Source organism: Faecalibacterium sp. I3-3-89 (assembly GCF_023347275.1).
In the GTDB taxonomy this organism is placed as follows: Bacteria; Bacillota; Clostridia; order Oscillospirales; family Ruminococcaceae; genus Faecalibacterium; species Faecalibacterium butyricigenerans.
In genome coordinates this window covers 324,837-343,480 of sequence record NZ_CP094468.1, presented here as the reverse complement: position 1 = coordinate 343,480, position 18,644 = coordinate 324,837, and the positions used below count along the sequence as shown (strand labels likewise).

At 54.7% G+C, this 18,644-nt stretch carries 12 protein-coding genes and 1 pseudogene; 6 read left to right on the top strand and 7 right to left on the bottom strand.

The features are described 5' to 3' along the window. Window positions 1–247: 247 nt before the first annotated feature. The 6 genes from MTP38_RS01605 to MTP38_RS01580 all read right to left on the bottom strand — a co-directional run bounded on the left by MTP38_RS01605 (window position 248) and on the right by MTP38_RS01580 (window position 8,941). Window positions 248–2,035, bottom strand: a complete 1,788-nt coding sequence (locus MTP38_RS01605; RefSeq protein ID WP_112122119.1) for a sensor histidine kinase — start codon at window positions 2,033–2,035, stop codon at window positions 248–250. Between the two features lie 20 nt (window positions 2,036–2,055). Next, on the bottom strand, window positions 2,056–4,062 hold the full coding sequence (locus tag MTP38_RS01600) for a glycosyl hydrolase 115 family protein (RefSeq protein WP_242983660.1): 2,007 nt from the start codon (window positions 4,060–4,062) through the stop codon (window positions 2,056–2,058). A 64-nt stretch (window positions 4,063–4,126) separates the two neighbouring features. Then, entirely contained in the window at window positions 4,127–4,978 is an 852-nt protein-coding gene (locus MTP38_RS01595) for a carbohydrate ABC transporter permease (RefSeq protein ID WP_112122121.1), read from the bottom strand. A gap of 12 nt (window positions 4,979–4,990) precedes the next feature. After that, a complete protein-coding gene (locus MTP38_RS01590; protein WP_353963377.1) occupies window positions 4,991–5,902 on the bottom strand; it encodes a carbohydrate ABC transporter permease in 912 nt (303 codons plus the stop codon). Window positions 5,903–5,968: 66 nt separating this feature from the next. Beyond that, window positions 5,969–7,315, bottom strand: a complete 1,347-nt coding sequence (locus MTP38_RS01585) for an ABC transporter substrate-binding protein (protein WP_242983661.1) — start codon at window positions 7,313–7,315, stop codon at window positions 5,969–5,971. Window positions 7,316–7,480: 165 nt separating this feature from the next. Continuing rightward, on the bottom strand, window positions 7,481–8,941 hold the full coding sequence (locus MTP38_RS01580; protein ID WP_112122123.1) for a response regulator transcription factor: 1,461 nt from the start codon (window positions 8,939–8,941) through the stop codon (window positions 7,481–7,483). Window positions 8,942–9,294: 353 nt separating this feature from the next. Between MTP38_RS01580 and MTP38_RS01575 the strand changes: the two genes are divergently transcribed. The 6 genes and pseudogenes from MTP38_RS01575 to MTP38_RS01550 all read left to right on the top strand — a co-directional run bounded on the left by MTP38_RS01575 (window position 9,295) and on the right by MTP38_RS01550 (window position 17,662). Then, on the top strand, window positions 9,295–10,035 hold the full coding sequence (locus MTP38_RS01575; RefSeq protein ID WP_249234042.1) for a sialate O-acetylesterase: 741 nt from the start codon (window positions 9,295–9,297) through the stop codon (window positions 10,033–10,035). Window positions 10,036–10,046: 11 nt separating this feature from the next. After that, window positions 10,047–11,576, top strand: a complete 1,530-nt coding sequence (locus MTP38_RS01570; protein WP_112122125.1) for a glycosyl hydrolase family 28 protein — start codon at window positions 10,047–10,049, stop codon at window positions 11,574–11,576. Between the two features lie 101 nt (window positions 11,577–11,677). Next, a complete protein-coding gene (locus MTP38_RS01565; RefSeq protein ID WP_112122126.1) occupies window positions 11,678–12,445 on the top strand; it encodes a YesL family protein in 768 nt (255 codons plus the stop codon). Between the two features lie 64 nt (window positions 12,446–12,509). Beyond that, window positions 12,510–15,527, top strand: a complete 3,018-nt coding sequence (locus tag MTP38_RS01560; protein WP_112122127.1) for a glycoside hydrolase family 2 TIM barrel-domain containing protein — start codon at window positions 12,510–12,512, stop codon at window positions 15,525–15,527. A gap of 173 nt (window positions 15,528–15,700) precedes the next feature. Then, window positions 15,701–17,179, top strand: a pseudogene (locus MTP38_RS01555) (recombinase family protein); the annotation flags it as partial. A gap of 72 nt (window positions 17,180–17,251) precedes the next feature. After that, window positions 17,252–17,662, top strand: a complete 411-nt coding sequence (locus MTP38_RS01550) for a peptide deformylase (protein ID WP_249234649.1) — start codon at window positions 17,252–17,254, stop codon at window positions 17,660–17,662. 51 nt (window positions 17,663–17,713) lie between these two features. Here the strand turns inward: MTP38_RS01550 and MTP38_RS01545 are convergent, their stop codons facing one another. Further along, window positions 17,714–18,514 (bottom strand): gluconate 5-dehydrogenase, encoded by an 801-nt coding sequence (locus MTP38_RS01545; protein ID WP_249234041.1) that lies wholly within the window; start codon window positions 18,512–18,514, stop codon window positions 17,714–17,716. Between the last annotated feature and the right edge of the window lie 130 nt (window positions 18,515–18,644).

Genomic DNA, 18,644 nt, shown 5'->3' with positions numbered 1-18,644 from the left:
TCGGCTCATGAAATTTTCAAGGTGCGTTTCCCATAAAAGAAAAATACCGCCCACGCAGCGCAGCGATGATTTTGTCGGGTGAATCGGCGGCAAAATGAATCGGGTGTGTTGCGGGCGGTACGTTCTTTCTGGGCAATCGTCCACTGAAAGTGGTGGTTATCACGGTGAGAACCACCACTTTTGTCAGCAGGATTTGGAATAAAGGGTATCATGAAAGTGTAGGTGCGTCAATATTGTTTTGCGAAATTTATTGCGGTAAAGCGGTAGAAGTATCACTAATATCTTCCGAAACGGCCAGATTTTCCTGCTTCAGTACAATTTTGACCGTCGTGCCGGATTCATCACTGTCAAAATCAAACCCAAAGGCCTTGTAAAGCATAGACAGCCGCTCGTAGATGTTTTTCAAGCCAATGCCGTGTCCCTGCGGTTTGACTGTGAAGGTTCGTATCTTAGTTAGCTTCTCTGGTTTGACAGGCTTTCCAGTATTGTGAACAATCAATGTCAAGGTATCATCCTCTGCTTGCACGATCACATCGATTTTGCAAACTTCATCACTGTCCTCCACGCCATAATGGATTGCGTTTTCTACAAGCGGCTGCAAGGTAAAGTGCGGCAAGGACCATTGCTCCAGTTCACCGGATGCCGTCAGCGTAAACTCCGCACGGCTCTTATAGCGAAGTTGCTGAATGGCGATGTAACTGCCTGCCAGCTGTACATCTGCTGCCGCGGTAGAATTCTGGCGCGGGCTGAGGGCGGCACGGAGAATGTCGCCCAGACTGACGATCATCTTACAGGCATCTTCCCGGTTGCCTGCTTTGACCAGCCAGTTCAGCGTTCCGAGGGTGTTGTATAAGAAGTGCGGGTTGATCTGTGCCTGCAGCATCTTATACCGGGTTTCCTGCAGGAGAATCTGTTTTTCGTAATTCTCATGGATCAGTGTGTCGATCTTGCCCAGCATGGAATCAAATTCTTTTGTCAATGTGCCAATTTCATCTGCCGAGATGTCTTTCGGCAACAGGGCGCGGGCTGCTGCAAAGTTACCCTCCTGCTGGTCAACCGTCTGCACCGCTTCGCCCAGAGTATGGATTGGCTTTGTGACAAGGCGCGCCATATGCAGAAGCACCCATGCAAACAGAAGCAGAATCGCACATTCACCGAATATCAGGGCATTTCGAGCCGCATTGATTTGGCCATAGATTTCATGGTAGTCAAATACACTGCATAGCCGAAGTCCAGTAAGTGAACTGGTTTGCCAGCAGATGAATTTTTTCTTGCCGCTCAAGGTCTGGATCTTATAACCCTGTGCGCTGTCCGGCAGCACAACGGCATCCGCCGCCTTACCGCTGTGATAAACCAGCGTCTGACAATTGTACAGATACAGTTCAGATGGTTTGCTGGAAAGGCGGTGAATCTCATTGTCCAGCAATTTCCCGACATTCAGTGCTACCACAACGGTGCCCAGTTTTTTCAGGCTCATGTCCTGACTGCGCAAGATTCTCCGCCCACAGAGGATGTACGGATAGTCTGCACTGTCGGATGACACCAGTGTAAAGCCGCCGGGGGTCTGGTTCAGCGACATTTCAAGGGCGGTCAACCGGGCCGCACCGGGGTCGGGCATATCCTGCCCGATGGTCAGTGTATGTCCATACAGATCGGTATATTGCAGGCTGCTGATTTGCCCGTCCTGATAGATTTTTTCCAGCAGGAGCGGGCGGATGCCTGTGAGCAGATAATAGTAATTTGCTGTCTCCGGGTCTGCGTTTGAAAGGGCGTTCATCTGCTGCTGAATCGTGGAATCCACGGCGATGCTGCGGGTCAGGGTGTCAATGCCCTGAATATCATCGTCCACCTTCTGCACGAAAAAATCCAGTTCCTGCAGGGATTTCTCATAGAACTTTTCCTCAAAGACTGAAAGTCCCAAATGCAGTGCGCCGATCATCAGCGCACCGCTGAGCAGGGTCAGTACCGCAAAGATACCGACAAATTTCTGTGCCAGCGGTAAATCAAGAAACTGTTTTTTGGCTCGGTGGAACATGGCCTTTCCTCACATTTCGTTTACTGCCCCCAGTGCTGCTCCATAAGCCGCCAAAGGGTGTCATCATCCGGGTGATTGTCCGTGTTCAGGATCAGCATCACACGGCGGTCCGCTTCGCTGTCGTTAAACTCCCGCATCCATTCGTAAAAATGCGGGCCTTCGCCCATTGTACGTGCAAAGCTCATCAGGTAACCACAAAGCTGTGCCGACTGTTTAACATCAGTTTGACACTCGTTGGCGTAAAAGTCAATCCATTTTCCATGTTCCCGGTTCCGCATGGCAGCATTTGCGGCAGTGTAGGCATTTTTTGCCCGGCCTGCCTGATAGAAGCAATGCTTCCAGTCGCCCACGAAACCGGCCTCCAGTGCTGCGCATACGTCCTCGCCGCCCTCTGCCCAGAATGTGTAGAGCTGTGCCTGCATCAAAAGCGTATCCTGAAAAAGTGTCCGTGCGGCACCAGTCAGAGTGGCAGCAGTAGCTTCGCATTGGCGAAGATACTGCTCATAGTTTTGCATGGCTTCTCGGAATTTTTCACCGCACCATGCTGCCTGCCCGCTCAGAGCCGGACGGTCACATAGCCAGTTCAGGTCCTCGCTGGGCTGGGTGCGGTCACGGAGGAACTGGGTAATAAGCATCCTGGGCACATGGTTGTAAAATTGATCACCTGCATGGTCGTCCGGGTGTTCCCCGTACGATACGGCATGGTCCGCATATCCGGCAAGGCATTTTGCCACGGGCAGGGCATTGGCTTTGCCGTAGTAAGCCTGTGCATAAGCGATGCAGTGTCCCTCCGGGTCGGCGGTGCCGTTCTGCCAGAGCTGGGCGATATAATCCAGCAGATATGCATGGGGTTTGACGTTGGAGCAGTTGATGAGCCAATAATCGTCCACACCGTGACGGAGAGCATTGGTCAGCTCCTCGCAGACAAACTCCGTGCTGTTGGGCAGCATGGTAATGTGACTTGCCGCCTGCAAATCATAAAAGGATGCGTGATAATACAGACCATGCGCACCGGTATCGCCCTGCGGAGGCAGTGCTTTCACACGCGGATTGCTGTTACCCTGACGGCGGCTGACCATCTTGCCGAAACCATTGTCTGCCCAGATTTTGATCACCTCGTCCGGCAGATCAAGGCAGCCCTGCTGGTACAGTTCCATAGTCTCCCCATACAGATTGGTGCAGCAGACGGCATGCGGGTCGCTGTGCTTGACCAGATCATACTGTTCCCGGATGAGGGAGGAAATCAGTGCGCCCCGCTTTTCCGGGGTGTCGTACTGGGGGTCGTCCTCCCAGAAGGGTTTATCGCCCTGCCCCCGGAACCCGATGTTCCAGACGGTGGGTGTATTTTTTTGCCGGTCAATGGCCTGCTGCCAGAGCGCGCGGAACTTTTCCGGGTAGAGACTGAACTTTGGTTCCAGCTCCGGGTACGCCTGCACAAACATTTCGGCTCCCAGCGGCTCGGCATGGTGGTGGGTGATGATGAGGCCCATATCCGCTGCAAGATCATGGTAGCGGTGGCCGTTTTTGCCCGTGCCGGGAATCACCAGATTGCCGCCCAGCCGCAGCAGCGTCTCAAAGACCATCACAAAGGGCATCTCGCTGCGGCGTTCCACCTTCCAGTGGGAAATCAGAGTTTCATCGTTGACGAACCAGCCGCGGTACCGTACCCGTGCGGGCTTGCTTTCATATGTGAAATTCTGCGGCACAGTCACGCCATCGGTCTGGATAAATTTCTGATCGTTCCAGAACCAGAAGGGCTGCACACCCAGAAAACGGCGACTGATTTCAAACAGACCGTATACAAAGCCGAGGGCATCGGCGGCGGTCAGCATCAGTCTGTCCTCATGCACCTGCAGGCAGAAACACTCCGGCGGAAGGTCACTATCCTTTGCAAGAACGATATCGCCGCCGGGCATTCCGGTCTCTGTGAATACAGCTTTCTTATCTCTCTGCAAGGCAGAGATGGCATACTGTACGGGCTTTGGCGGCTCCGTAGCAACAATCTGACTATTCCGGTTGAGAATCATACACAAAAACCTCTCTTTTGAAAAAAGGCACTGTACGCGCCGCACAGTGCCTTGATGAATGAACTTAACCCTTGATGCCGTCAGTGGCGATACCTTCAACGATATATTTCTGGAACAGGATGAACACGATGATGACCGGCAGCAACGACAGCACCGACATAGCGAACAGACCGCCGTAGTTGTTGTAGCTATTGGGGTCGGTGTAGAGCTTCAGTGCCAGCGGGATGGTATAATTCTTCGGGCTGGAAACGAAGATCAGCGGCTGGAAGAAGTCCTGCCAGATCCAGTAGAAGGCGAAGATGGCTGCGGTCACGATGGCGGGCTTGACGATGGGAATCATAATTTTGAACAGGATGCCGGGCTTGGAACAGCCGTCCAGCATGGCAGCCTCGTCCAGATCACGGGGAATGCCGCGCATATACTGGGCGATGAGGAAGATGAAGAAGCCGTAGCCGAACACCCACGGCAGGGTCATAGAAACCAGCGTATCGGAAAGTCCCAGCTTTTTCAGGATGATGTACTGGGGCACTACCATGACCTGCGAAGGAATCATCATAGTCATGACGATGCAGCCGAACCAGAAGTTTGCACCCTTGAATTTCAGGCGGGAAACCGCATAGGCGGCGAGCAGGGAACAGAAGATAGTGCCTGCAACCGAGACCACAGTAACGATGACGCTGTTCAATGTAAACCGCCAGAACGGAATGCCCGCGATACCCTTCCAGCCGGAAAGGTAGTTTGTGAGAATATCCCACTTTTCCGGGATGAGCGACCATGCGTTGTGGAACATGGTGTCGTTGGACTTGAAAGAGCTCATCAGCAGCCACAGCAGCGGATACACCATGATAAAGCCCAGAACACAGGAAAAAATGTGGAAGAACACGGATTGTGCCTTTGTACTTTTCTGACCAACCATTTTTCTTTCTCCTTACCCTTCGTAATGAACCCAGCTGTTCTGGCTCTTGAACAGGATCAGGGTCATAACTCCGATGATGGCAACCAGAATCCATGCCAGTGCGCAGGAGTAACCCATGTGGAAGTTTGCAAATGCCGAGCGGTACAGGTACAGCACATAGGTCAGAGTGCTGTTCATGGGGCCGCCATCCGTGATAACGTAACTCTCGGTAAAGACGCGGAAACCGTTGATGATCTGCTGGATGAGGTTGAAGAAGATAGTCGGGGTCAGCATCGGCATGGTGATTTTCCAGAATTGCTGCATCTTGGAAGCACCATCCAGCGAAGCAGATTCATACAGGGAATTCGGAATCTGCTTCAGCCCGGAGAGGAACACCAGCATACAGGAACCGAACTGCCACACACCCATCAGGACGATGACGAACAGAGCAGTTTTGGGGTTGCCCAGCAGGGAGAATTTCTGTTCGATGCCAATGGCAGACAGCAGGCTCATAAGAACACCCTTGTTGCCGAAAATCTGCTTCCAGACCACGGAAACAGCGATAGAGCCGCCGACGATGGACGGGATGTAATACAGAACACGATAAAACGCCATGCCCATGTGCTTTTTGTTCAGCAACGTTGCCACGAACAGCGCAAAGGCCAGACGGAGCGGCACCATGATAAAGACATAGCTGAACGTAACGACCAACGCCTTGCGAAAGGTCTTATCGGTTGTAAAAATAGTGATATAGTTTTTCAGTCCGACCCAGTTGGGGGCGGACAGCAGGTTATAATCCGTAAAGGAATAGTAGATGGACATCGCAGCCGGGATCACATACATGAAGATGAATCCAAACAGCCACGGAGCCAGCAGCAGATAGCCGACTTTGGTATCATCGCCAAAATTGTGCTTTTTCAGCGCAACAGCTTTTGTGTTTGACACAGCGAGGCCTCCTTTTCACAAAAAGGCGGGAGGGGTCTGTGGAGTGACCCCTCCCGCATGGTTTCATTAGTTGTTGGTGGCGAGGATGTTGTTGGCCTCGTCATAGAACTGCTGTGCAGCCTCGGCGGGAGTGGCCTGACCGTAGAACACGCTGTAGGCAATGTTCTTGAACTGGGTGTTGATCTCGGAAATACCGGAGGGGTCCGGTGCCGGGGTATCGCCGCAGTAATCAGCGGCATCGGAAACGAAGTCGAACATTTCAACCTGCTTCTGGGTCAGCGCGCCGCTGCTGGTCAGATGATCACGGGAGTTGCTTGCGGAGGGAGTGCCGCGCTCGCCCAGCATGATGTCGTTGGCTTCGTCGCTGTTCAGGAACCAGCTGATGAAAGCGGCAGCAGCATCCTTGACCTTGGAAGTCTCGGACACGGAGAAGAACATGCCGGGCTTGTACCAAAGAGCTTTCTCTCCGGCCTTCTTCACCGGGGGAACCAGCAGCTCCAGCGTGTCGTTGCCGGCATTTGCACCGATGGTGCCAAAGTTGTTCCAGGACTGGTGGAATGCTGCATCGCCGGTGATGACCGGGCTTGCGTCATTGCCAAGGGTCGCAATCTGCTCGTACTCATCGGGGTTCGGTGCGGCACCGGCATCGATCAGTTCTTTCCAAAGCTGGAAGTAATCGGTCAGGATCTGCACATCATCAAAGCCCAGGCTCTTGTTGTCCTCTGCGAACAGGGAGACACCATGCTCACGCACCCAGTAGTTCAGCAGGTTGGTGTCGATGAACGCAGAGCCGCCGAAGCCGTACTTGCCGGTCTTTTCCTTGACGGTCTTGCAGATGGAAACAAAGTCGTCCCAGGTCCAGCCGTTCTGAGGAGCGGTGACACCGGCCTCTTCCAGCACAGAGGGGTTGTAGATGAAGGAGACCAGCGAGGTGGACAGCGGGATACCCACCATCTTGCCGCCAATGGTGCCTGCATCGATCAGGGCATCGTCCACGTTGGAAATATCCAGCGTGCCGTCCGAAGCATAAGAGGACAGGTCTGCCAGAGAGCCGTTCTTGGCGTAGGTGGAGATGTACATATAGTCCATCTGGACGATATCAGCCATGCCGCCGGTGGCTGTGTCGGTAGCCAGCTTCTCAAAGTAGCCATCCCAGCCGGAGGGGGTGGTCTCAAAATGCACATTGGGGTTCAGCTCGGTGTACTTGTCCAGCACTTTCTGGGTCAGGTCGTGACGGGTCTGGCCGCCCCACCATGTAAAGCGAATGGTCACATCGCCGTTTACGGCAGATGCGCTGCCGGATGCGGCAGAAGAAGCAGCGGTGGAGCTGGATGCGCCGCCGCAGGCGGCCAGTGCGGATGCCACACCGGCAGCACCGGCGACCTTCAGAAAGTTTCTGCGAGAGATCTTCATGAGAATTTCCTCCATTTTCCTTCGTGTTTTCTGTTACGGGGGAGCCGTCGCTCCCTGTATGGTACGCACCCTTTTGTTGCTTTTATTGTATCGCTTTTTTTCAAAAACAAAATGGAAAATGTCGGTCTTTCTCTTGGAAAAAACCGACATTCAAAAGCAGCCTGTTCAATGATGGTTCCGGTATTCCGTCGGTGTCACGCCGCAGATCTTACGGAATACTTTGGAAAAATACTGTCCGTCCAGCGGGTAGCCCACCAGTTCCGCCAGACGGCTGATCTTCATATCCGGCTGAAATTCCAGCAGCCGCCGGGCCTGTGTGATGCGGCAGTGTTCCAGATACGCCGAGAACCGGTTGCCGGTCATCTGGGAGAAGATGCGCCGCAGGTGATCTTCGCTCATGAAAAGCCGCTGCTGTGCAATGGTCTGCAAGCTGAACTCCGGCTCCGGGAGGTTTTCGTAGATGGCAAGAAAGATCTCCCGGCTCCGAGCATCGGGCTGGGGGTGGTTCCATGCGGCGGTCAGAGCATCTGCCCATGCCGGGAGCGAATCCTCCGGGGCAGCCTTGTCCTCGAACAGCAGCTTCCACGCCAGCTCGCAGAGCTTTTGCCGCTGCTGCGGGCGATAGTCCTTTGCCTCCATTTTGGCAAAGGAAAACGCAAGCTCCTGCAAAAGCTCCTCATAGCTGCCGGTCTGCCGCAGTGCTTCCAGATCAAAGATCTCGTTCACCGTTTCCGGCAATGCCGCATTCCGGGAAGGGCGCAGAAGGGCGGGCTCGTTTTCATCCATGTTCAGCTGCAAAAGCTCCTGCGCCTGCCGGAACAGCACGGAAAGCTCTGCAAGCGTTCCTGTCCGGCTGGCAGAAGAAAGCATTGGAAGCGTTTCAAACCGCTTGAATTCTTTTTTGAGCACCTGAACCGCTGTTTCCACACTGGATTCCGCCATAGCATCTGCCAGAACCAGAACATCCCGGTCCACACCGGTGGTCATGAGCAGGGTGCCGTCCGGCAAAAGGTCGCCCAGCATATTGCCCACGACATACCGTTCCAGCGAGTCGAATCCGCATTTGAGGCGGAAATCCAACAGCAGGACCATGCGCTGTTCGCCGCCCAGTTCGTCCACAAGCTGCCGTGCGCCGGAAGATGCCTGCGCCTTTCCCAACAGCAGATCCCGGAACAGCTGCTCCCGTGCATAGGGCTTCAGCAGCCGGGCTTCGGTCTCCAGCTTTTCGGAGCGTGCATTCTTTTTGCGGGCTTCTTCCAGTTCCGCAAACGCCTTGTTCAGCACCGGGATCATTTTGGATTCATCGCAGGGCTTGAGGATGTAATGCCGCACCCCCAGCTCCATGGCCTGACTGGTAAATTCGTAGTCACCATAGCCGGAAAGCACCACAAAGGTCATATCCGGGTACTGCTCCTTTGCCTGCCGGATCATCTCAATGCCGTTCATCACCGGCATCTTGATGTCCACGATGGCGAGGTCAGGCCGGAATTTTGCGATTTTTTCCAACCCCTCGGCACCGTTCCGAGCGGTGGAAACGACCTTTATCTCATAGGAATCCCACGGTATGAACTGTGCCATTCCTTCACGCTCGATCTCCTCATCGTCCACGATCAACAGTGTATACAAGTTGCTCTCTCCTTCACCATTTTCTCCTGCCTATAAAATAATATACTTTATTATAATTTGCAAGATTTGCCCGCAGAATGTCGCTCCGGTTCAAGAAGAATGCCGGATTTGTACAGGCAGAACCGGGCAGAATGTGATATTCTGAAGCCACAGGAAATCCGCATCGTGCAACCTGCATCCATTGATTGCCACCGGCATCTGCCGCCGATGGAGGTGGGAGCGGTATTCCTCCCAAGACTTTTTGCTTGGTTTTCTCCTTCTTCATCATTTTCACAGCATAGAAGCAGCCGTTCGTGAATGTCGGCTGCTTTTGTGCTATACTGAGTTAAAAAACACGCAGGAGGCGTTTTGTTATGGCATTATGGATCAACGATGGGCTGCATGAAGCGGCAGCAGATATCCATTCTTTTCTGCTGGTGGGGCAGTCTAACATGGCCGGGCGCGGCGACCTGACAAAGGAAAACGCCATCACTGCACCGGACTGCTTTATGCTGCGGATGGGCCGCTGGCAGGAGATGAGCGAACCAATCAATGTGGACCGGGCCGTGGTGGAAGGGGCAGTTCCCCGCAGCGGGGCAAACCTTGCAGCCAGCTTTGCGGCGCAGCTGCAAAAAGAGACCGGAGCAAAAATCGGCCTGATTCCATGTGCAGACGGCGGCACCCGCATTTCCCAGTGGCAGCCGGGCGAGGTGCTGTTTGACCATGCCGTGTTTCAGGCAAGGCTGGCACAGCGTACTTCTGCGCTTACGGCGATTTTATGGCATCAGGGTGAGAGCGACTGCCTTGCACCGGAACAGCTGGAAGCCTACCCCGAACAGTTTCAGCGCACGATGCAGGCGTTCCGGAAAGAACTCGGCGATCTGCCCATCGTGGTGGGCGAACTGGGCTGGCCGGAAAACGGCTTTCACGGAACACCCGCAGAACTGCTGCACGAATTCAACCGTCGTCTGCCGGAGTGGGCAGCGCAGCTGCCCCGGTGTGCCGTAGTCTCGGCAAAAGGCCTGACAGCACGCCCGGATGGACTGCACTTTACCACCGAAGCCCTGCGCACATTGGGGCTGCGGTATCTGGAAGCTTATCAGAGTCTGTTATAAGGAGAGCTTTTATGCCGAACCATTTCTTTTCACAGAACGGCCTGACCGCCTGCTGCACCGATACAAGCATTACCTTGTTCTGGGATAAGCCCGCCGCTGCCGGTGCGGTCGAAACCTATACCGTCCTGCTGGACGATGCCGCTGCTGCTCATACCCAAAAGACCCACTGTACATTGGAGAATCTGCGTCCGGAAACGACCTATTCGCTGTTCGTTCAGTGGCGGAGCGGCAGCATTGGGGAATTGACTATCCGGACAACACCGACCAAACGCTGTTTGGATGTGACTGCATCTCCTTATTCTGCTGTGGGCGATGGAAAGGCCATGAATACTGCCGCCCTGCAAAAAGCCATCGACGACTGCGGCGAGCGTGAACAAATCTATTTTCCGGCAGGTGTTTACTGCACAGGCACATTGCGTCTGCACAGCAATATGGAACTTTACCTTGAAGAAGGAGCTGTGCTGCAAGGCACAGCAGACCCAGAGGATTATCTGCCGCGCATTTCCAGCCGCTTTGAGGGCACTGAGATGGAGTGCTACAGCAGCCTGTTGAACCTCGGTACGCTTGACCATACTGCCGGGCCAAACTGTGAAAACGTAATTCTGCGCGGCAAGGGAACGATTGCATCCGGCGGAAAACTGCTGGCAGAGCGCATCATTGCAAGCGAGCGGGAAAGGCTGAAGGACTACCTTGCCCAAAATGCCACTCTTGTTTCTACCTGCGAAAATGCCGATACGATTCCGGGGCGCGTCCGGCCGAGACTTGTCAACATGAGCAACTGCCGGAACATCTGGATGGAAGGGCTGACATTTGCAAACGGCGCAAGCTGGAATCTGCATATGGTCTACTCCGACCAAATCGTGACCGACCACTGTACCATCCGGTCGGATGGTGTCTGGAACGGGGACGGCTGGGACCCGGATTCTTCCACAAACTGTACGATCTTCGCCTGCGAGTTTTTTACCGGAGACGATGCCGTTGCCATCAAGTCCGGCAAGAACCCGGAGGGGAATATCATCGACCGCCCGACGAAACACATCCGCGTGTTCGACTGCCACAGCGGTTTCGGACACGGTATCTGCATCGGAAGCGAGATGAGCGGCGGTGTGGAGGATGTGAAGATCTGGGACTGTGATATGGCAGTATCCACCTCCGGGCTGGAGATCAAGGTTACGAAAAAGCGGGGCGGCTATGTCCGGAATGTGGAAGTACGGGACTGCACCCTCTCTCATGTCATGGTGCATTCGGTCGGGTACAACGATGACGGCATCGGTGCACCTGTGCCGCCTGTGCTGGAAGATTTCCGCTATAATCGGGTGACGCTGCTTGGACGATACATTGACCACGACCATGTATGGCACACCTGTCCTGCCATCGAGCTGAAGGGCTTTGATGTGCCGGGCTATGAGGTGAAGAACATTTGCTTCAAGGATGTGGTGTTAGAGGACAACGGCGGCCCGGAGCAAAACATCCGGATGCAGTACTGCCGGAATGTCAGTTTTGAAAATATTACCGTCCGGTCAGGGGTGCAGCCGGAATGATGCCGTTTTTCTCCAAAAAAGCAGCCTCTTTTCTACAACCCGTTTTCTCTCTGACTGTGGTACAATAAAACTGTAAAACGAACCGCAATGGAGGAAGCAGAATGATGTTTGAACAGAACTTTATGCCGGAAGGTGCAGAAATCAACCCGGATACGCCCCGCAAAAAAGGGCTGGCGCGGTTGTTTGAAATTCTGAGCCGGGATCTGGACGGCATTTTCCTGTCCGGGGCACTGGCGATGTTAGTCTGCGTCCCGGCAGCAATTCTGGCAGGCATTGCCCTCTGGCTGGGCAGCCTGCCGCTGTGCCTGCTGGCGGCGGTCGCCGCCGGGTGGCTGGTGGGTCCGGCTCTGACCGGACTGTACGATACCATCCTGCGTGCCTTGCGGGATGAGCCGGGATTCTGGTGGCACACCTACAAGCGGGCATGGAAGCAGAACTTCCGAAGCAGTCTTGTTCCCGGCATCGTGTTTACCGTGTTGTGGGCACTGCTTGCATGGTCGGCATTCGTGCTGCCGCAGATGACAGAAATCTCCCTGAGCTTTGCGCTGATTCTGCTGCTGGATGCCGTTCTTCTCTTGACGCTGGGCAACTACTTCTGGATGCAGAACGCACTGTTTTATGGCTCGATTTTTCAAAAGTCGTCCAATTGCATCCGGATGTTCTTCGGCTTCCTACCGCAGACTGCCCTCTCTGCAATCGTGCAGGTTGGATACTGGCTGCTGATAGCATTCTTGATTCCACGATGTGCGTTTATGTTTCTGCTCACTGGATTATGGGTCCCCAGTCTGTTAGCAGCATTCTCTGTGTATTCCACAATGGAAAAGAATCTGCATCTGGAAGAACGGATTCAGGATATCAAAAATTATTGAATATTTTCCCGCAGCGTAACTCAAGGTTCGTCTGTGTCATTTTCTCCCTTGGAGGTAACATATCATGCCATTGAATCATCCTATGATCCCGGCACTGTTGGCTGACCCGGAGATCTTCCAGCAGAATCGCCTGCCGCCCCATGCGTATTTTTCCGACCAGACCAGCCCGGCCATGCCGTTGACGGTCAGTTTGAATGGTGAGTGGGCGTTCCGCTACGCAGAGAATCTGACAGCACCTTTTTCAAACTGGGATACCCTGACCGTGCCGGGGATTATCCAGATGCAGAGCCTGCAAAAGCCGGGCCGGCCCTACGGCACGCCCCATTATGTCAACACCCAGTACCCCTGGGACGGCCACGAAAAACTGCACCCCGGGCAGATCCCGCAGGAGTATAACCCCATCGGGGAATACAAGCGCAGCTTCACCCTGCCGGAAGAGTGGGCAAACTGCTATCTGCGCCTGAACGGGGCTGACAGTGCCGCCGCTGTCTGGTGCAACGGGGTCTATATCGGCTATACCGAGGATACCTTTACCCCGGCAGAATTTGATATGACGGAAGCCGTCCAGCCCGGCGAAAATGAGGTGACGATTCAGGTTTACCGTTTCTGCTCCGGCAGCTGGCTGGAAGATCAGGATTTCTGGCGGATGAGCGGTCTGTTCCGCTCGGTGGAGTTGTTCACAAAACCTGAGATTCATCTGGAAGATGTGTTCGTCAGGCAGAACTTTGCGCCGGACTTTTCCAGCGTGAAAGTGACGTTCGACTGCAAGGTCAGCGGCGCGGGCCGGGTGTCGGTGGTGTTCAACGGGCAACAGCAGTCCGCTGAGGTGGGCGAGCCGGTCGAATACGGCAGCGGCGTGGTCTTTGGCAAGGGCGAAGCCGACCCGGATGTGGAACCGGACGTGCAGGATGTTTCCTTTGCCTTTAAGGTAGAACAACCGGAATTGTGGAGCGCAGAACAGCCGACCCTTTATGAGGCAGAGATCGCCCTATTGAATGGGAAAACACTGGTGGAGCGCACCGGACTGAAAGTCGGTCTGCGCAGGTTTGAACTGAAAGACCGCCAGATACTGCTGAACGGCAAGCGCATCGTGTTCAAAGGGGTCAACCGCCACGAGTGGAGCTGCAAGACCGGCCGCACTGTCAGCCGGGAAGAAATGCTCTGGGATGTGAAAAATCTCAAGGCGCACAACGTCAACGCTGTGCGCACCAGCCATTACCCCAACGATTCGTATTTCCTCTCTTTGTGCGATGAGTACGGCCTGTATGTCATCGAGGAAACGAATCTGGAAACGCATGGTACCTGGCAGAAGCTGGGGGCCGACGGCTCGGACGAATGGACTTTGCCCGGCGACCGCCCGGAGTGGCGGGAAAATGTGCTTGCCCGTGCCGAAGCCATGCTGGAACGGGACAAAAATCACCCGGCCATCCTGATCTGGTCCTGCGGCAACGAGAGCCACGGCGGGAAAACGCTGTGGGAGATGAGCGAGTATTTTCGCCGCACCGACCCCGGCCGCCTTGTGCACTACGAGGGCATTTTCTGGAACCGGGAATACCCCGCCACCTCCGACATGGAGAGCCAGATGTACACCCCGGTGGTGGACATCAAAAAGTTCCTCACTGAACACCCGGAAAAGCCCTTTATCATGTGCGAGTACAGCCACGCCATGGGCAACAGCTGCGGCGGCATCACGGATTACACCGAGTACGCCTACGAAGAGCCGCTCTATCAGGGTGGGTTCATCTGGGAGTACATCGACCACGGCATTGCAGTCACCGGCCCGGACGGCAAACTGAGCTTTGCCTACGGCGGCGACTTCGGCGACCGCCCCACCGACCGGGAATTCTGCATCGATGGCCTTGTTCTGCCCGACCGCCGCAACACCCCCAAGATGGATGCGGTCAAGGTGGCCTATACGCCGTTCAAGATCACCCTGACCGAGACCGAAGCCGTGGTGGAAAACCGTACCCTCTTCACCGATCTGAACGCCTATGATCTGGTGTTCGCATCTTCCATCAACGGCAAACCGGAGCGCCGGGCTGTCTTGCGGGCAGACTGTGCCCCCGGTGAAAGCGTCCGTATTCCGTTCCCGTTTGCAATGCCGGAAACGGGCCTTGCCTGCATGACGGTAACAGTCATCCTGCGCAGCGCCCTGCCGGGTCTACCTGCCGGGTATGAAGCGGCGTTCGGACAGATCTGGAAGAAACACGCCGAAGCCCGGTTGACCGTCCCGGCTCCGCAGCTGGTGGAGATGGACTGCAACATCGGCGTAAGGGGCGAAGGCTATGAATACATTTTCAGCCGGGGCAAGGGGCTGACCTCCATCCGTTTTGACGGGGTGCAGCTGCTGGATGATACGGTGCGCCCCAGCTTCTGGCGCGCGCCCACCAACAACGATGACGGCTGCGCCGAGCCATTCGAGTTTGCCTTCTGGAAAACGGCGGGCCTGTATGCCCGGTGCGACAACCTGACCGTAGAAGCCGGAACGGAGACCGTGACCGTACACGCCGTTTACACCCTGCCGGATGGACGGACCCTGCCCATTGATTTTACAGTGGACGGCACAGGCCGGTGTGAGGTGGCCATGACATGGCAGGGCGAAAGAGCGGAATTGCCGGAGTTCGGCCTGTTGCTGCCGCTGCGGCGGGAGCTGACAGGCGTTTCCTATCTGGGCCTTGGCCCCCGTGAAACCGTAGCCGACCGCACCGTGGGCGGAAAAATGGGCGCATGGAACTATAATATCCGGGAAGATTTTGCCCAGAACAGCCCGGTCTATCCGCAGGAATGCGGAAGCCGCACCGGGGTATACTGCGCCGAAGTGACCGGTAGCATTCCGGGCATCTGCTTTGAGAGTGATCCCGGCATGGTCTTCTCCGCCTTGCCTTATACACCCCATGAGCTGGAAAACGCCCGGCACCTCTACGAACTGCCCCGGGACGACTGCAAAACCATCGTGCGGTGCGCAGCCTTCCAACGTGGTGTGGGTGGCGACAGCAGCTGGGGCGCAAAGCCCCATGAAAATGTCTGCTTTGCGGCAGAAAAGGGTATGCAGTTCAAATTTACGCTGAACAAGCTGAATTGAGCGATTCACAAGCGACAGAAGAGGTGGTGTCCAAAATGAACACCACCTCTTCTGCCTATAATAGTGTAAATATATCTTGCAATCCATCGTATATTATGGTATATACATTATACGAAACAATTTTTGAATGAACGCTTTAGCGTGCAACGATGTATAAAAGTGAGGTGCTTGCCATGAATGCTGTGATCTACGCTCGCTATTCCAGTGATAACCAGCGTGAAGAATCCATCGAGGGTCAGATTCGTGAATGCACAGCCTATGCCGAAAGAAACGGCATCACAGTGGTCAGGCACTACATTGACCGTGCACTTTCTGCCAAAACGGATAATCGACCGGATTTCCAGCAAATGATTCGGGACAGTAATAAGAAGCTGTTTGAAATTGTGCTGGTCTGGAAGTTTGACCGCTTTGCCCGGAATCGTTTTGACAGTGCAAACTACAAGATGATTCTGAAAAAGAATAATGTCCACTTGATTTCGGTCATGGAACCAATTGCTGAAGGTTCGCAGGGCATTCTGGTGGAAACGTTGCTGGAGGGCATGGCAGAATACTATTCGGCTGAACTTTCCGAAAAGGTCATTCGAGGTCAGACCGAAAACGCCCTGAAAGGGAAATGCACAGGCGGCACCGGAACGATTGGATATAAAATCGACGAAGAAAAGTTCTATCGCATCGACCCGCTTGTTGCTCCATTTGTATTAGAGGCTTTTCAGCGGTACGACAATGGTGAAAAAATCGTTGAGATTCTGAACTATCTCAACGAAAAAGGCGTTCGTAATATGCTGGGTGGAAAACTGACGTGCAGCAGCATGAACACCATGTTGAAGAATCGCCGTTACATTGGAGAGCTTTCTTTCCGAGATACCGTTGTGCCAGATGCGATTCCTGCCATCGTCCCGAAAGACCTGTTTGACCGTGTTCAGAAGCGTCTGGAGAAAAACAAGCGCGCACCAGCTCGCGGAAAGGCAGATGAGGAATACTTATTGACCACCAAGCTGTTCTGTGGCAAGTGTAGAGCATTGATGTTTGGCGAAAGCGGAACAAGTGCCACCGGACGAACCTACTATTACTATAAATGTGCTACTGCCAAGCGGCGCAAAGGCTGCAATAAGAAAACCGTACAGAAAGACTGGCTCGAAAGTTTGGTCGTCCAAGAGACGATGAAGCTGATTCAGGATGATGCCATGATTGAACGGATCGTTCAACTGGTTATGGATTTTCAGAACCAAGAGAACACCACGATTCCGCTCTTGGAAAAGCAGCTCCGAGAGGTGGACAGGAAACTGGACAACCTGATGAAAGCAATCGAGGAGGGCTTATTTACCCGGACGACCAAGGAGCGTCTGGATGCCTTGGAAGCTCAGAAGGATGAACTGACTGCCAAAATTGCTGACGAGAAGTTAAGAAAGCCATCCTTCAATGCCGATTTCATCCGGTTCTGGCTGATGAAATTCAGAAAGTTCGATATATCGCAGCAAAAACAGCGCAAAGCACTGATTGAGATTTTTGTGAACGCGATTTTCCTGTATGATGACCGGATGCTGATTACGTTCAACTACAAGGATGGTTCTCAAACCATCCGCTTTGAGGATGCCTTGACTGCTGCTGAAGCAGTGGGAAATAGTTCGGATTTGTCCAGCTCTGCTCGACCACAAAAAAGCCACGATGAAGCGTCGGAGAATGACGCACATCGTGGCTTTCTTCATCTGCACAGGAGGTTTTCTATGATCCGTGACATCTGCAAAGACGAGCTTTTTCTCGCCCGGAAAGCCGCATCGGCCTCCCCGGAAGACCTGCCCATCGCGCAGGATCTGCTGGAAACGCTCATCGCCCACAAAGACGGCTGTGTCGGCATGGCGGCGAACATGATCGGCGCTGCAAAGCGCATCATCGCCGTCGAGGGCGAGGACGGCTATCTCGTCATGTTCAACCCGGTCATCCTCAAAAAGTCCGGGCCGTATGAGACCGAGGAGGGCTGTCTCTCCCTCACCGGCACCCGAAAGACCAAGCGCTTCCAGACCATCAAGGTCCAGTGGCAGAACGAAAAATTCCAGACCCGCATCAAGACCTTTACCGGCTGGACCGCCGAGATCCTCCAGCACGAGATCGACCACTGCGACGGCATCCTCATCTGAGACGACAAAAGCCCTGCGGCGGGTGCCACAGGGCTTTTTTGCTGCCTGAGATTACTTAGGCTGACGGCCGATATAGGCGAGGATGCCGCCGTCGGCGTAGAGGATCTGGCCGTTCACGAAGTCCGAAGCATGGGAGGCGAGGAAGACGCAGGGGCCTACCATGTCCTCCGCCTCGCCCCAGCGGCCTGCGGGGGTCTTGGCGGTGATGAACTGGTCGAAGGGGTGGCGGCTGCCGTCGGGCTGGATCTCCCGCAGCGGGGCGGTCTGGGCGGTGGCGATGTAGCCGGGGCCCATGCCATTGCACTGGATGTTGTACTCGCCGTACTCGGAGGCGATGTTCTTGGTCAGCATCTTGAGCGCGCCCTTGGCAGCGGCGTAGGCGGAGACGGTCTCGCGGCCCAGCTCGCTCATCATGGAGCAGATGTTGATGATCTTGCCCTCACGCTTTTCCATCATGTCGGGCAGGACGGCCTTGGAGCAGTTGAATGCGCCGCCCACATGGACGTCGATGACCCGCATGAAATCGGCGTGGCTCATCTCGACCATCGGCACCCGTTTCATCAGACCGGCGTTGTTGACCAGAATGTCCACCGGGCCGACCTCGGCCTTGATCTTTGCCACCATCGCGTTGACGGCGTCCTCGTCGGACACATCGGCGACATAGCCGTGGGCCTCGATGCCTGCTGCCTTGTAAGCCGCCATGCCTTTTTCGAGGCTGGCTTCGGAAGAGCAGTTGAAGCAGATGGCCGCACCGCACTTGGCCATCCCCTCTGCGATGGAAAAGCCGATGCCGTGGGCACCGCCGGTGATGAGGGCGACCTTGCCCTTCAGGTCAAAAGCTGACAGATCCATTGTATTCCTCCTGTTGATCGTAACGTCAGGGCCATCGCCCTGACGTGATAGCGTGTTTTTCTCTGTCCGCTCCACGCTGGCAGGTGTGGTAGGGCTGAGAGAGCCAAGTTAAATATTTAGCAAAACGCCC

Coding starts and splice junctions, on each gene's coding strand:
- MTP38_RS01575 (WP_249234042.1), top strand. CDS start 9,295: ATGGCATTATGGATCAACGATGGGCTGCATGAAGCGGCAGCAGATATC.
- MTP38_RS01545 (WP_249234041.1), bottom strand. CDS start 18,514: ATGGATCTGTCAGCTTTTGACCTGAAGGGCAAGGTCGCCCTCATCACC.
- MTP38_RS01550 (WP_249234649.1), top strand. CDS start 17,252: ATGATCCGTGACATCTGCAAAGACGAGCTTTTTCTCGCCCGGAAAGCC.
- MTP38_RS01570 (WP_112122125.1), top strand. CDS start 10,047: ATGCCGAACCATTTCTTTTCACAGAACGGCCTGACCGCCTGCTGCACC.
- MTP38_RS01600 (WP_242983660.1), bottom strand. CDS start 4,062: ATGATTCTCAACCGGAATAGTCAGATTGTTGCTACGGAGCCGCCAAAG.
- MTP38_RS01565 (WP_112122126.1), top strand. CDS start 11,678: ATGATGTTTGAACAGAACTTTATGCCGGAAGGTGCAGAAATCAACCCG.
- MTP38_RS01595 (WP_112122121.1), bottom strand. CDS start 4,978: ATGGTTGGTCAGAAAAGTACAAAGGCACAATCCGTGTTCTTCCACATT.
- MTP38_RS01585 (WP_242983661.1), bottom strand. CDS start 7,315: ATGAAGATCTCTCGCAGAAACTTTCTGAAGGTCGCCGGTGCTGCCGGT.
- MTP38_RS01560 (WP_112122127.1), top strand. CDS start 12,510: ATGCCATTGAATCATCCTATGATCCCGGCACTGTTGGCTGACCCGGAG.
- MTP38_RS01605 (WP_112122119.1), bottom strand. CDS start 2,035: ATGTTCCACCGAGCCAAAAAACAGTTTCTTGATTTACCGCTGGCACAG.